The following is a 13,449-nucleotide window of genomic DNA, read 5'->3' as shown; positions in this document are numbered from 1 at the left end:
CAAACCTTAGCCGTGCAGGCCCTGCAGGAAGGCCGTGAGGCCGGGGCCGATGGCCTCGACCATGTAGCCGCCTTCTTGCACCACCACGGTGGGCAGGCCGAGTTGGCGCACGCGCTCGCCCACGGCGCGGTAGGCGTCGAAGTCGAGCTTGAGCACGCTGATCGGGTCGTCCTTGTAGGTGTCGAAGCCCAGCGGCAGCACCAGCGCCTTGGGCGCGAAGTCGCGCAGCGCAGCGCAGGCCTGGTCAACGGCGGCCATGAACTCGGCATTGCCGCTGCCATGCGCCAGCGGCAGGTTCAGGTTGCAGCCCAGGCCCGCACCGTGGCCGCGCTCGTGCGGGTAGCCGGTATAGAAGGGGTAGTAGTTGGCCGTTTCGGCGTGGGTAGATACCGTCATCACGTCGGCGCTGTCGTAGAAGATTTGCTGCGTGCCGTCGCCATGGTGGGCGTCCACGTCCAGCACGGCAACCCGGCCAAAGGTCTGCAGCAGGCGCGCTGCAGCCGTGGCGCTGTTGTTGACGTAGCAAAAGCCGCCCGCGCGGTCACGGTGCGCATGGTGGCCCGAGGGGCGGCACAGCGCATAGGCGGCCGCTGCGCCAGCGCACACGGCATCGGCCGCAGCTACCGCGCTGTGGGCCGAGCGCAGCACGGCGCGCCAGGTTTGCGGCCCGATGGGGCAAGACAGATCGCTGAGGTAATAGCCCGTTTGCGCCACGACTGAGGGCGAAGGGCAGGGCGCGCGCTGCACTCCCTGCTGGCCGCTGTAATAGGGCGACAGATTGGGCAGCACCTCGATGCCCGGCTCCAGCCCCTGCTGGCCCAGCGTCTGCCAGCGGGCGTAGGCGTGCTCCAGGTAGTCGAGGTAGTCGCTGCTGTGCACCTGCTCCAGCGGCGCGCGGCCGTACTCGGGTGGTGCCGATACCGGAATGCCCAGGGCCTCTAGTGCGCTTTGCAGCGCCTCGGCACGCGCGGGCAGGTCGGTGGGCTTGCGGATGCGCCCCAGGCGCATGAACTGCTGCGGTGTGTGCAGCAACTGCTCGGGGGAGAAGAAGGCCTGCATGCTCAGACCTCGGCGGTGAACAGCTCCAGCGCGCGGGTCAGGCGCTGGAACATCTCGTCAAGTTCGGTGCTGGTGATGATCAGCGGCGGGCACAGCGCGATGGTGTCACCCATGGCGCGCACGATCAGGCCTTGTTGCAGCGCCAGCTCGGCCACGCGCGGGCCGGCCTTGACGGTGGTGGCGAAGGGCTGCTTGCTGGCCTTGTCGGCGACAAGCTCCAGCGCCCCGATCAGGCCCACGCCGCGCGCCTCGCCCACCAGCGGGTGCTGTGCGTAGTGGCGCAGTGCCGCCTGGAACTGCGGCGTCAGCGCCTGGGTGTGGGCAATGATGCCCTCGTCCTCGTAGACCTTGAGGTTCTCCAGCGCGATGGCCGAGGCCACCGGGTGGCCAGAGTAGGTATAGCCGTGGCCGAAGGTGCCGATCTTGCCGCTGTTGGCGGCCAGCGCCGCATGCACCTGCGCCGACACCATGACGGCAGAGATCGGCACGTAGCCCGACGACAGCGCCTTGGCGCAGGTCAGGATGTCGGGCTGCATGCCGTAGGTGGTCGAGCCAAACATGTTGCCGGTGCGGCCAAAGCCGCAGATCACCTCGTCGGCCACCAGCAGCACCTCGTACTTGCGCAGCACGGCCTGCACCTTCTCGAAGTAGGTCTCTGGCGGCACCAGCACGCCGCCCGCACCCATGACCGGCTCGGCAAAGAAGGCCGCCACGGTGTCGGGGCCTTCGGCCAGGATGCGCTGCTCCAGTGCGTTGGCCAGGCGGGTGGCAAAGTCGGCCTCGCTCTCGCCGGGCTGGCCGTAGCGGTAGTGGTGCGGGCAGTCGACATGCAGGATGCGGTCTATCGGCAGGTCGAAGTCGGTGTGGTTGGCCGCCAGGCCGCTCAGGCTGGCGGCGGCCACGGTCACGCCGTGGTAGGCCTTTTGCCGCGCGATGATCTTCTTCTTGCCCGGCTTGCCGATGGCGTTGTGGTAGTACCAGACCATCTTCACCGCCGTGTCGTTGGCCTCGGAGCCCGAGTTGGCAAAGAACACGCGCGCCATCGGTACCGGTGCGATGGACAGCAGCTTTTCCGACAGCTCCGCCACGGCCGGGTTGGTGCGGTGGTTGAAGGTGTGGTAGTAGGGCAGCGTCTGCAGCGCCTTGGTGCCGGCCGCGACCAGGCGCGGGTGGCTGAAGCCCAGCGCGCTGCACCACAGGCCCGACATGCCTTCTATATAGCGGCGGCCCTGCTCGTCCTCTACATGGATGCCGTCGCCGCGCGTGATGACCAGCGGCCCGACCTGCCCGTGGGCGGCCAGGTTGGTGAAGGGGTGCAGGTGGGCGGCAATGTCCTTGGCCGCGAGAGGGGTGGGTGCGCTCATGGTGGTTCTTGTTGCAGAGTCTGTTGTCATGGATGAGGGAAGGTGTCTCTCAGTTTTTCATGGCGCTGTGTGTCACCCGCAGCGCATGAAACCGAAAGGCCCAGAGGGCCGCGGAGCAGGCCATGCGCGGACATCCGCGGAACCGGCTTTGCCGGGCCGCAGGATGTGTCCCCTCGCAGGGGGGGAGGCGAAGACACGAAGTGCGTAGCCTGGGGGTGTTTCATCAGTAGCCCCGTGTCAGGTCCACGGCCACGGCCGCAGCCCGGCCGCTGCGGATCTGCAGCAGGTTGTCGTGGGTCTGGCGCGCAATGACCGAGGGGTGCGTGCGCGTGGCGATATGCGGCGTGACGAGGATGCGCGGGTCTTGCCAGAAGGGGTGATCGGCCGGCAGCGGCTCTTGCGTCAGCGCATCGAGCGTGGCGGCGCCCAGCGTGCCATCGGCCAGGGCCTGCAGCAGATCGGCCTCGACCAGATGCGCGCCACGGCCCACGTTGATAAGGTGCGCGCCGCGTGGCAACTGCGCAAACAGCTCGGTGCACAGGAAGCCGCGGGTTTCTTCGGTCAGCGGCAGCAGGCAGACCAGGGTGTCGCAGCCCGCCAGGAACGCGGCCCGGCCAGCGTCGCCGTGGAAGGATTCGACGCCTGCGGGCAGCTCGGTTTTGGGGCTGCGGCTCCAGCCGCGCACGCTGTAGCCAAGGGTTTGCAGCGCGCGAGCGCAGGCCAGGCCCAGCGTGCCCAGGCCGGCAATGCCGACGCGGTGCAGGCGCGGCGGCACCACGGGTTGCTCTTGCCAGCGGCGCGCCGCCGCGTTGGCGATGTAGCTGCCCATGCTGCGCTGGTGCTGGATCACGGCCCAGGTCACATAGGCGCTCATGCCGCTGGCCATGTCGGTGTCGACGATGCGGCAGACCGGCACGGCGGGCAGCGCGGGGTCGAGCGTGATGTGGTCTATGCCGGCGCCAACGGATTGCACCAGCTGCAGCTTGGGCATGCGCGCCAGCAGGCCTTCGGGCGGGTACCAGCAGACGGCGGCGTCTATTTCGTCCAACGCGCCCAGCTCCTTCGTCAGCCGCAAGTCGGCACCGGGGAACTGGGCTTGAAAGGACGGCAGCAGGTAGCCCATCTCGATCTGGCTGCTGAGGAAGGCGATGGTGGGGGCTTTGCTCATGCCTGGCGTACCTCCAGGCTGCGGTCTGCGGCCGAGTTCAGGCGCGGCACGGCGTCGATCAAGGTGCGGGTGTAAGCATGCTGCGGATCGCGAAGCACCTTGTGCGTCTCGCCGTATTCGACGATGGCGCCGCGCTGCATCACCGCGATGTGGTCGCACATCTCGCCGGCCACGCGCAGGTCGTGCGTGATGAACACCATGGCAAGCTTGAAGCGCTCGCGCACCTCGGCAAACAATTTAAGCACCTGCGCCTGCACCGACACGTCGAGTGCCGACACCGGCTCGTCGGCCACCAGCAGCTCGGGCTGCATGGCCAGCGCGCGGGCAATGCCGATGCGCTGGCGCTGCCCGCCCGAGAATTCGTGCGGATAGCGCTGCGCGGCATCGGCGCCCAGGCCGACCAGTTGCAGCAGCTCCATGGTGCGGGCCATGGCTTCGGATTTGCTCACGCCTTGTGCAATCGGGCCGCCGGCGATGGCGGCACCAATGCGGTGGCGCGGATTCAGCGACGCGTATGGGTCCTGGAACACCATCTGGATCTTGCCCGCGGCCTCGCGCCGGAAGGCGTCGCCCTGCGGCAGGTTGCGGCCCTTGAACAGGATGCGCCCGCTGTCGAAGGGCGCCAGGCCCACCAGGCAGCGGCCCACGCTGGATTTGCCCGAGCCGGATTCACCCACCAGCCCCAGCGTCTCGCCCCGCAGCAGGTCGAAGCTGATGTCCTTGGCGGCCTGCACCGAGCGGCCGCGCTTGAACAGGCTGCCGCCCGACTGGTAGGTCTTGCACAGGTCCTGCACCTGCAGCACGCGGGTGATCTCGTCCGAGCGCGCCAGAGGCTCTGCCTGGCCAGTAGGGATGGCGGCGATCAGCTTGCGCGTGTAGGGGTGCTGCGGCGCATCCAGCACCTGGCGCGCCGGGCCGGATTCGACCACCTTGCCGGTCTGCATCACCACCACCTGGTCGGCGATCTCCGACACCACGCCGAAGTCATGCGTGATGAACAGCACGGCGGTGCCACGGCGCTGCTGCAGCTCGCGCACCAGCTTCAGGATCTGCGCCTGGGTGGTTACGTCGAGCGCGGTGGTGGGCTCGTCGCAGATCAGCAGCAGGGGCTCCAGCACCAGGGCGCAGGCGATCATCACGCGCTGGCGTTGGCCGCCGGATAGGCGGAACGGGTAGCTGTCGATCAGCAGCTCGGGCTCGGGCAGGCCGACGTCGGCCAGCGCGGCCAGGATGCGCTGGCGCTTCTCGGCCGCGGGCACATGGCCGTGGGCGTCGAACACTTCGCCGATCTGCTCGCCAATGCGCATCACCGGGTTCAGTGCCGTCATCGGCTCCTGGAACACCATGCCGATGCGCCGACCGCGCAGCTCACGCATCTGCGCTTCGCTCAAGGTCAGCAGGTCGGTGCCTTCGAACAGAATCTTGCCGGCCACCGGCGCCACATGCGGGCGCGGCAGCAGGCCCATCACGGCATTGGCGATCATCGATTTGCCGGAGCCGGATTCGCCCACCACGCACAGCGTCTGGCCGGGCAGCAGGGAAAGCTTGGCGCCTTCCACCGCCAGCGCGCGGTCAGCGCCCTGGGGTAGCGAGATGCTCAGGCCGACGATGTCGAGCACCGGCTGCGAAGTCTTCAGGGGTGTCACGGCGGCACTCATTTGGTTCTCCCGTCCAGGCGGGTGTTGAGCCCATCGTTGAGGCCTTCGCCCACCAGGTTGAGCGCCAGCACGGTCAGCACGATGGCCAGACCGGGGAACAGCGCCATCCACCAGGCTTGGCGCAGCACCGTGCGCGCGGCACCCACCATGTAGCCCCAGCTCATCTGGTTCGGGTCGCCCAGGCCCAGAAAGCTCAGGCTGGACTCCAGCAGGATGGCCGTGGCCACCATCAGCGAGGCCATCACGATGATGGGCGACATGGCGTTGGGCAGGATCTGCGTGAGGATGATGCGCGGCGTGGATTGGCCGGCCAGCAGCGCGGCCTGCACGAAGTCGCGCTGGCGCAGCGTGAGGAATTCGCTGCGCACCAGGCGCGCCACCGGCGGCCAGGAAACGATGGCAATCGCCGTCACGATGGAGCCCACCGAGGGCTGGAAGATCGCCACCAGCACGATGGCCAGCGCAAAGCTGGGCACGGCCTGGAACAGCTCGGTGAAACGCATCAACGCGGCGTCAACCCAGCCACCGAAGTAGCCCGCAATGGCGCCCAGCGTGACGCCGATCAGCAGCGCGACGACGGTAGACACCACGCCAATCAGCAGCGAGATGCGCGCGCCGTAGATCACGCCCGACATGATGTCCCGGCCCAGCGTGTCGGTGCCCATGGCAAAGCCCGGCTCGGCCCAGGGCCGCAGGAAGGGCTGCTGCACCATGCCCCAGGGATCGTTGCTGGCGATCCACGGGCCAAACACCGCGACGATGGCGACGATGGCCAGCACCACCATGCCGGCCACGGCACCCTTGTTGCGGCAGAAGCGCCGCCAGAATGGGCTCTTGATAGTCATGTCAATTCAATCCGTGGATCGACCAGCGTGTAGACAAGATCGGTGATGAGGTTGAACAGCACGGCCATGGCCGCAGTCACCAGGAAGGAGCCAAGCAGCAGGCTGTAGTCGCGCTGCAGCAGGGCATCGAACATGAGCCGGCCCAGGCCGGGCCAGGCAAACACGGTTTCGGTCAGCACGGCGCCGCCGATCAGGCCGCCGGCCTGGATGCCGGCCAGCGTGACCACCGGCAGCAGCGCATTGCGCAGCACGTGCGCACGCAGGATGCGGCCGGGCTTCACGCCCTTGGCGCGCGCTGTCTTCACAAAATCCATTTGCGCCACTTCCAGCATGGTGGCCCGCGTCATGCGCGCATACACGGCCATGTAGAACAGCGCCAGCGTCAGCACCGGCAGCACCAGATGCTGGGCAATGTCCCAGGCCAGCGCCAGGCCGGTGGCGTCCGAGCCCACGGTGCTGAAGCCAAAGCCCGGCAGCCAGTCCAGCTGCACGCTGAACACCAACACCGCCATCAGCGCCAGCCAGTAGAGCGGCGTGGCATAGAACACCAGCGCCACCGTGGTGATGGCACTGTCCACCCAGGTGCCGGCCTTGCGCGCCGACAGCGCCCCCAGCGTCACGCCAAACAGCAGTGACAGCACAAAGGCGCTGCCGGTCAGCAGCAAGGTGGCGGGCAGGCGCTCGGCGATCAGCTTGAGCACCGGCTGCTGCTGGCGGTACGAGTAGCCCAGATCCAGCCGCACCACCTTGCCAAGGTAGGTGGCAAGCTGTGTCGTGATGGGTTGGTCCAAGCCAAACTGCGCGCGCAGCTGGGCGACAAACTGCGGGTCAGACGCGCCGGCCTCGCCGGCCATCACCGACACCGGGTCCCCAGGCGCCGCGCGCACCAGCATGAAGTTGACGGTAGCGATCAGCAAGATCGCCACCAGACCCTGCAGCAGCCGGGTCAGCATGAATTGCGTACGTTTCATTCCATTACTCATCCATCAAAGCTGAACAGGCCCATCTCATACCAAGGACACCGCGGAGCCGGCTTTGCCGGTCTGCTGGTGTCGTCCCCTGCAAGGGGGTTGGCGAAGACGCGAAGCGCGCAGCCTGGGGGTTAGCTCAGCCAGGCGCCGCTGAGGCTGTCGTTCAGGCCGATGCCCGAGCTGATGATGTTGTTCAGCTTGGTGCGGTAGAGCGTCGGGAAGTTGATCTCGTAGAGCCAGGCCAGCGGGGCTTCTTCCACCAGCAGCTTTTGCACTTGCAGGTAGATGGCTTTGCGCTTCTCGGGGTTGTTCTCTTTGGCGCCGGCATCAAACAGCTCGTCGACCTTGGGGTTGGAGTAGCCCTCGGCGTTGTTGAAGGGCGAGCCCTTGGCGATGTTGGCCGTGGTGTAGTTGCGCGCCACGCCCAGCGCCGGGTCGCCGTACTGGTAGACGTAGTTGAAGGCCAGGTCGTAGTCCCATTCGCTGAGCTTCTGGTTCCAGCCGGCAACGTCTGTCGCGACCATCTCGGTCTTGATGCCGGCCTGGGCCAGGTTCTGGCGCAGGATCTCGGCCGAGCGGGCCCAGGTCTCGCCGTAGGGCAGGGGCAGCAGGCGCAGCACCTCGCCCTTGTAGCCGGCTTCGGCCAGCAGCTTCTTGGCCGTCTCCACATTGCGCGGGTACTTGGGCACGTCTTCGCTGTAGTACTTGATGTGGCTGTTGAACGGGCCGGTGGCGGGTTTGGCAAAGCCCTGCCAGGCGATCTTGCAGATGGCTTCGCGGTCGATGGCGTACATCAGCGCCTGACGGAACTTGATGTTGTCCATCGGCGCCTTGCGGTTGTTGACGTTCAGCCAGGCATGCGGCGCAAAGAATTCCCAGCCCTTGCTGGTGATGCCCACGCCGGGCAGCTTGGACAGGCGCGTCACGTCGAACAGCTCGACCGCGCCGCCGGGCACGATGTCTACCTTGCCCGATTCGAAGGCGGCGGCGCGCGCGGCGGCGTCAGGGATCACGTGGAAGTACAGCTTCTCGACGATCGGCATGCCCGCCGTGTGGTACTGCTCGTTGGCCACCAGCTGGATGTAAGAGCCCTTGATCCATTCCTTGAACTTGAACGGGCCGGTGCCGATGGGCGTGGCATTGGCCGGGTTGTTCAGGAAGTCCGTGCCTTCATAGATGTGCTTGGGCACCATCGGCATGGTGCCGGTCTCGAACAGGCCGATGAAGGGGCCGAACGGGTACTTGAGCTTGAACTCCACCGTCAGCGGGTCCAGCGCCTTGACCGTCTCCAGCGCGGCCAGGTTGCCGCGCAGGCGTGCATGGGTCTTGCGCAGGAACACGTCCACCGAGAACACCACGTCGTCGGCCGTAAAGGGCTTGCCGTCATGCCACTTGACGCCGGGCTTGAGCTTGAAGGTGTAGACGGTGCCTTCGGCATTGACCGTCCACGAGCTCGCCAGCAGCGGCTTGGGGTTGATCTGTTCGTCGTAGCGCAGCAGGCCTTCGTAGATGTTGCCGGAGATCAGCTGCGTCGGCGCGTTCTGCACGATGCCCATCATCAGCCCGGGCGGCTCTGGCTGCACCAGGACATTGATGGTCCCCCCCTTCTTGCCCTGTGCCAGCACATGCAGCGGGACTCCGGCGATGGACACGCCCAGACCGGTGGCACCCATTTGAATCAGATGGCGACGTTTCATGACGAGGGACCTCTATGTTGAGAAGGTGGAAGGAAATACGTGGGGGATTCAGGTACGGAACGAGGCCGAGGAAGCCGGCTCCAGGCGCTGCAGCATGGCGCGCCACTCGCGGGCATTCGGGTCGGGGTCGCCCGGCTGGCGGTTGGTGTCGCCGCTTTCGTATTGCTGCGCGGTGCGCTCGCACACATCGGCGGGCACCGGGTGGATGGGCTCGCCGCTGGACTGGATGGCGAGCTGCACGCGGCAGGCGCGCTCCAGGTTGAGCATGAGGATGAAAGCCTCGGACACCGTGCGGCCCAGCGTGATCAGGCCGTGGTTGCGCAGGATCATGGCGCGCGCGCTCGGGCCCAGGTCGGCCACCAGACGCACCCGCTCTTCATGGTCGAGCGCAATGCCCTCGAAGTCGTGATAAGTCACCCGGTTGTAGAACTGCAGCGCCCACTGGTTGCAGGGCTGCAGCCCGCAGGCGAGCGACGAGACACCTACGCCCGCCACCGTGTGGGTGTGCAGCACGCAGGTGGCGTCATGCCGGGCGGCGTGCACCGCGCTGTGGATGGTGAAACCGGCCGGGTTCACGTCGTAGTCGCTGGGCTCGACGATGCGGCCCTCAAGATCGATCTTGACCAGGGATGAGGCCGTGATGTCCCGGAACAGCATGCCAAACGGGTTGATCAAAAACTGGTCTTCGGTGCCCGGCACCCGCGCCGAGATGTGCGTGTAGATGCTGTCGTCCATGCCGTAGAGGGCGACCAGCCGGTAGGCCGCTGCCAGGTCTTCGCGAACCTGGCGCTCTGCGGCGGCGTGGGAAGGGGATGCGTGCGGTACGACTACGGGAGCCATGGAGATTCCGTTGAAGGTTCGCCCAAGAGGCAGCTTGGGCACGGCTGTCTGAATCAATGCCTGCAGACTGTCATCTGTCGACAGTATTCAATTAAGCATGAATGGTGCCAGCGCTTGGTGCCGCTTCAATGGGGGTTTGCACGAGGGTGCGGCACTGCTCTGGTGCCGGAATGGGCGGGGACGGGTGGCGATGCCCGGGCGCGGTGCCGGGTGTTCCCTGGAATGGCGCGGTGCTGCGCTGCGGGCTTTGAGGCCTTTTCGGGCGGAATTCGAAAAGTCTTAGCGAAATATGCCTCTAGCCCTTTATCCACCTGGGCTATTAGCTATCTATTTGATAGTTCGCCCGTGGCGTCAGCGCGTACGTCCCAGCTCTGCAGCGCACCCTCGCGCATGCGGCCGATGGCGTCGGCCATGGTGGCGGCCTCGGCTTCGTTGTGGGTGACCAGCAGCGCGGTCTGGCCGGCGGCGCGCAGGATGTCGCGCACCTCGCGGGTCAGGCGCTCGCGGGTCGGGCCGTCCAGGTTGGAGAAGGGCTCGTCCAACAGCAGCAGATCAGGTGCCGGCGCCAACGCACGGGCCAGCGCAATGCGCTGCTGCTGGCCGCCAGACAGCTCATGCGGGTGGCGCGCCGCAGCGTCGGACAGTCCGACCAGGGCCAGCATCTCGGCCACACGCGCCTGCTGCGTGGCGCGTGGCTGGCGGCGCAGGCCAAAGCCCACGTTCTGCGCGGCGCTCAGGTGCGGGAACAGCGCGTATTCCTGAAACATCATCCCCACCCGGCGCCGCTCGGGCGGCAACTGCTGCGCAGCCGAGGACACCACCGTCTCGCCCAGCAGGATGCGGCCCGCGCGCACCGGCTCGAAGCCGGCAATGGCGCGCAGCACCGTGGTCTTGCCGCAGCCCGAGGGGCCGAGCAGGCAGCCGATGTGGCCGGCCTCCAATTGCAGCGAGAGCTTCTGCACAACAGTGTGCAGGCCGCGCCGGCCGGGGTAGGCCAACTGGATGGCGTCTAGTCGCAGGTTGGTGCTCATGGGATCAAAGAATCTTCAGTCGGCCCGCGCAATTGGGTGCGCGCCAGCAGCACCACCGGCAGCAGCCCGGCCAGCACGATGGCCAGCGCGGCAACCGCGCCTTCTTCATAGGTGCCGCGCGCCGCCTCGGCATAGAGCCAGGTGGCCAGGGTGTCGAAATTGGCCGGCCGCAGCAGCAAGGTGGCGGGCAGCTCCTTCATGGCATCGACAAACACCAGCAGCGCGCTGGCAGTGAGTGCAGGCGTGAGCAGCGGCAGGTGCACGCGGCGCAGCGTGCCGGTGGCGGTCTCGCCCAACAGGCGCGCGGCCTGCTCCAGCGCCGGTGGTATGCGCGTCAGGCCAGCCTCGATGCCGCCCACCGGCATCGCCAGAAAGCGCATGGCGCAGGCCACGACCAGGATGGCGCCCATGCCCATCAGCGGCAGGTCCGGGCGGCCCAGCAACTGGCCCAGGGCCGCGTCCACGGCCAGCGCCGGTGTCAGCAGGCCAATGGCCAGAACCGTGCCGGGCAGGGCATAGCCCAGCGTCGCGGCGCGTGCCTGCCAGCGCGCCTGCGGCGGCCCGCTGCCGGTGCGGCGCGTGGCCCAGGCAACGACCAGGCCCGCGCCCAGCGCCAGCACGGTGGCGCCGCCGGCCAGCAGCAAGGTGTTGACCAGGCTGCTCACCAGGCCAGCCGATATGCCGCCGCCCTGCAGCAGCCGCTTGCAGGTCTCCGTCAGCAGGTAGAGCGCCGGCGCGCCAAAGCCCAGCAGCACCGGCAGCGTGGCCGCCGCCGTAGCCAGCCAGGCCTGCGCGCCGCGCAGCCGGCGCGGCTGCACCGGCCGCATGCGCTGGGTCGAGCCAAAACGCTGGTGCCGGCGGCCATGCCGCTCGAGCAGCACCAACAACAGCACGGCGCCCAGCATGGCGCAGGCGATCTGCGCAGCGCCGGCCAGGTCCGAGCGCGTGATCCAGGTGGTGTAGACCGCCACCGTGAGCGTGTGCACGCCCAGGAATTCAGAGGCGCCAATGTCGTTGAGCGTCTCCAGCAGCGCCAGGCTCAGGCCCACGGCCAGCGCCGGGCGGGCCAGCGGCAGCACCACGCGAAAGAAGCTGCCCAGGCGGGTTTCGCCCAGCGTGCGCGCGGCCTCCAGCAGATGCGCCGGCTGCGTCATGAACATGGCGCGCGCCGTCAGGTAGACATAGGGGTAGAGCACAAAGCCCAGCACCAGGATCGCCCCGCCCATGGAGCGCAGATCCGGCAGGCGAAACTGCCGTGGGCTGTCATAGCCCAGCAGCCAGCGCAGCGCGCCCTGCACCGGGCCGATCGGGTGCAGCAGGTCCAGATAGGCAAAGGCGACGATGTAGGTCGGCATGGCCAGCGGCAGCAGCAGCGCCCAGTGCAACACGCGCCGCCCCGGAAAGTCGCAGGCGGTGACCAGCCAGGCGCAGCCGGTGCCAATCACCAGTACCAGCACGCCCACGCCGGCCAACAGCACAGCGGTATTGCGCGCCGCATCGGGCAGCACGTGGCTGGCCAGATGCGCCCAATGCGAGAAATCCGCGCCCAGCGCCAGCCAGGCCAGCGACAGCACAGGCGCCAGCACCCCCAACGCAATCAGCGCAGAAGCGCCGCGCCATAGCGGCCCAACAGGACGAGCAATCACGCGCGCTCAGCCTGGGGGAGAGTCACTTGTCCATTCCGACCTTGTCCACCAAGGCACTGGCTTCTTTGCGGTAGCGGGCGATCTCGGTGAGCGGCAGCGGATCGATCTGCAGCGTACCTATGCTCTGGGCAATGACCGGGTCCAGGGCCACGCCCTTGCGCACCGGGTATTCGTAGTTGGCTTGGGCATAAAGCGCCTGGGCCGGTTCGGACACCAGAAATTCCAGCAGCTTCACCGCATTGGCCTTGTGCGGCGCATGTTTGGCGACCGAGGCGCCGCTGATGTTGACGTGCGTGCCACTGGGCTTGCCGGCAAAAGTCGGCTTGATCACCTGGATGGCGTCGCCCCACTTGCGCGCGTCCGTGCCTTCCTTGGCGGCCTTCATGTGGCCCACGTAGTAGGAGTTGGCCAGGCCCACATCGCAGATGCCGCCCAAAATATCGCGCGCCACGTCGCGGTCGCCGCCGGTCGCCTTGCGCGCCAGGTTGGCCTTGACGCCGTGCAGCCACTGCTCGGTCTTGGCCGCGCCGTCGTGCGCGATCATGGCCGAGATCAGAGCGGTGTTGTAGGGATGCTGGCCAGCGCGGATGCAGACCTTGCCCTTCCACTGCGGGGATGCCAGGTCCTCGTAGCGGAAGGAGTTGAGCTTCAAGCCCTTGTCCGCATACAGCACCCGCGCGCGCAGCGACAGCGCAAACCACTCGCCCTGCGCGCCGCGCAGGTTGGCGGGAATGGCGGATTGCAGCGCGGCAGATTGCACGCCCTGCGTGACGCCGCCTTCCACCAGATCCAGCAGGTTGCCCACGTCCACCGTCATCAGCACATCGGCGGGCGAGCGTTCGCCTTCGGCACGCACCCGCTCCAGCAGGCCGTCCTTCACGAAAACGGTGTTTACCTTGATGCCGCTCTGCGCCGAGAAGGCCGAGAGCAGAGGCTGCACCAGGCCGGCCTCGCGCGTGGTGTAGAGCGTGACTTCCTCCGCCGCGTGGGCGGGCAGGGTGGCGGCGAGCAGGGAGGCAGCAAAGGCGAGCGCAAGCGTGCGCTGCGGCCGATGGATTCGGGTCATGGCATTCCTTGGGATGGCGTACAGAGACAGGGGAGGGTTCCGCCCGTTCTGTATATATGTTGTAGGAATGCCGGGGGATGCGAACGATTATCAGCGCTGCCTTC

At 67.4% G+C, this 13,449-nt stretch carries 11 protein-coding genes; all 11 read right to left on the bottom strand.

The genetic code is table 11. The features are described 5' to 3' along the window. Positions 1 to 6 precede the first annotated feature (6 nt). Positions 7 to 1,059 carry a histone deacetylase family protein gene (locus tag AAFF27_14345; protein ID XAH21211.1) on the bottom strand — a complete coding sequence of 351 codons (1,053 nt, stop codon included), beginning with the start codon at positions 1,057 to 1,059 and terminating at the stop codon, positions 7 to 9. A gap of 2 nt (positions 1,060 to 1,061) precedes the next feature. Beyond that, the gene (locus AAFF27_14340) at positions 1,062 to 2,423 is read right to left on the bottom strand and encodes an aspartate aminotransferase family protein (GenBank protein XAH21210.1); all 1,362 of its coding nucleotides are present in this window, start codon (positions 2,421 to 2,423) and stop codon (positions 1,062 to 1,064) included. Between the two features lie 223 nt (positions 2,424 to 2,646). Continuing rightward, positions 2,647 to 3,591 carry a glyoxylate/hydroxypyruvate reductase A gene (locus AAFF27_14335; GenBank protein XAH21209.1) on the bottom strand — a complete coding sequence of 315 codons (945 nt, stop codon included), beginning with the start codon at positions 3,589 to 3,591 and terminating at the stop codon, positions 2,647 to 2,649. Further along, entirely contained in the window at positions 3,588 to 5,249 is a 1,662-nt protein-coding gene (locus tag AAFF27_14330) for an ABC transporter ATP-binding protein (GenBank protein ID XAH21208.1), read from the bottom strand. Before AAFF27_14330 ends, AAFF27_14335 begins: the two co-directional genes overlap by 4 nt. Continuing rightward, positions 5,246 to 6,094 carry an ABC transporter permease gene (locus AAFF27_14325; protein XAH21207.1) on the bottom strand — a complete coding sequence of 283 codons (849 nt, stop codon included), beginning with the start codon at positions 6,092 to 6,094 and terminating at the stop codon, positions 5,246 to 5,248. The genes AAFF27_14330 and AAFF27_14325 overlap by 4 nt, the downstream gene beginning before the upstream one ends. Continuing rightward, positions 6,091 to 7,065 (bottom strand): ABC transporter permease, encoded by a 975-nt coding sequence (locus tag AAFF27_14320; GenBank protein ID XAH21206.1) that lies wholly within the window; start codon positions 7,063 to 7,065, stop codon positions 6,091 to 6,093. The genes AAFF27_14325 and AAFF27_14320 overlap by 4 nt, the downstream gene beginning before the upstream one ends. 131 nt (positions 7,066 to 7,196) lie before the next feature. After that, the gene (locus AAFF27_14315) at positions 7,197 to 8,762 is read right to left on the bottom strand and encodes an ABC transporter substrate-binding protein (protein ID XAH21205.1); all 1,566 of its coding nucleotides are present in this window, start codon (positions 8,760 to 8,762) and stop codon (positions 7,197 to 7,199) included. Between the two features lie 48 nt (positions 8,763 to 8,810). Next, a complete protein-coding gene (locus AAFF27_14310) occupies positions 8,811 to 9,602 on the bottom strand; it encodes a class II aldolase/adducin family protein (protein ID XAH21204.1) in 792 nt (263 codons plus the stop codon). Positions 9,603 to 9,925: 323 nt separating this feature from the next. Then, positions 9,926 to 10,633 carry an ABC transporter ATP-binding protein gene (locus AAFF27_14305; protein ID XAH21203.1) on the bottom strand — a complete coding sequence of 236 codons (708 nt, stop codon included), beginning with the start codon at positions 10,631 to 10,633 and terminating at the stop codon, positions 9,926 to 9,928. Further along, complete coding sequence (locus AAFF27_14300) at positions 10,630 to 12,279, bottom strand: iron ABC transporter permease (GenBank protein ID XAH21202.1); 1,650 nt, start codon at positions 12,277 to 12,279, stop codon at positions 10,630 to 10,632. The genes AAFF27_14305 and AAFF27_14300 overlap by 4 nt, the downstream gene beginning before the upstream one ends. 22 nt (positions 12,280 to 12,301) lie before the next feature. Beyond that, the gene (locus AAFF27_14295) at positions 12,302 to 13,345 is read right to left on the bottom strand and encodes an extracellular solute-binding protein (protein XAH21201.1); all 1,044 of its coding nucleotides are present in this window, start codon (positions 13,343 to 13,345) and stop codon (positions 12,302 to 12,304) included. Positions 13,346 to 13,449: the final 104 nt, after the last annotated feature.

The sequence above is a fragment of the Xylophilus sp. GW821-FHT01B05 genome (genome assembly GCA_038961845.1).
Lineage (GTDB): Bacteria > Pseudomonadota > Gammaproteobacteria > Burkholderiales > Burkholderiaceae_C > Xylophilus.
Note: the sequence above shows the minus strand (reverse complement) of the source record. Positions and strands in the feature narration are given on the sequence as shown.

What these genes read in the sequence shown, in the direction of transcription:
- AAFF27_14305 (XAH21203.1), bottom strand. Translation starts at nt 10,633, where the DNA reads ATGAGCACCAACCTGCGACTAGACGCCATCCAGTTGGCCTACCCCGGC.
- AAFF27_14310 (XAH21204.1), bottom strand. Translation starts at nt 9,602, where the DNA reads ATGGCTCCCGTAGTCGTACCGCACGCATCCCCTTCCCACGCCGCCGCA.
- AAFF27_14335 (XAH21209.1), bottom strand. Translation starts at nt 3,591, where the DNA reads ATGAGCAAAGCCCCCACCATCGCCTTCCTCAGCAGCCAGATCGAGATG.
- AAFF27_14340 (XAH21210.1), bottom strand. Translation starts at nt 2,423, where the DNA reads ATGAGCGCACCCACCCCTCTCGCGGCCAAGGACATTGCCGCCCACCTG.
- AAFF27_14330 (XAH21208.1), bottom strand. Translation starts at nt 5,249, where the DNA reads ATGAGTGCCGCCGTGACACCCCTGAAGACTTCGCAGCCGGTGCTCGAC.
- AAFF27_14315 (XAH21205.1), bottom strand. Translation starts at nt 8,762, where the DNA reads ATGAAACGTCGCCATCTGATTCAAATGGGTGCCACCGGTCTGGGCGTG.
- AAFF27_14325 (XAH21207.1), bottom strand. Translation starts at nt 6,094, where the DNA reads ATGACTATCAAGAGCCCATTCTGGCGGCGCTTCTGCCGCAACAAGGGT.
- AAFF27_14295 (XAH21201.1), bottom strand. Translation starts at nt 13,345, where the DNA reads ATGACCCGAATCCATCGGCCGCAGCGCACGCTTGCGCTCGCCTTTGCT.
- AAFF27_14345 (XAH21211.1), bottom strand. Translation starts at nt 1,059, where the DNA reads ATGCAGGCCTTCTTCTCCCCCGAGCAGTTGCTGCACACACCGCAGCAG.
- AAFF27_14320 (XAH21206.1), bottom strand. Translation starts at nt 7,065, where the DNA reads ATGAAACGTACGCAATTCATGCTGACCCGGCTGCTGCAGGGTCTGGTG.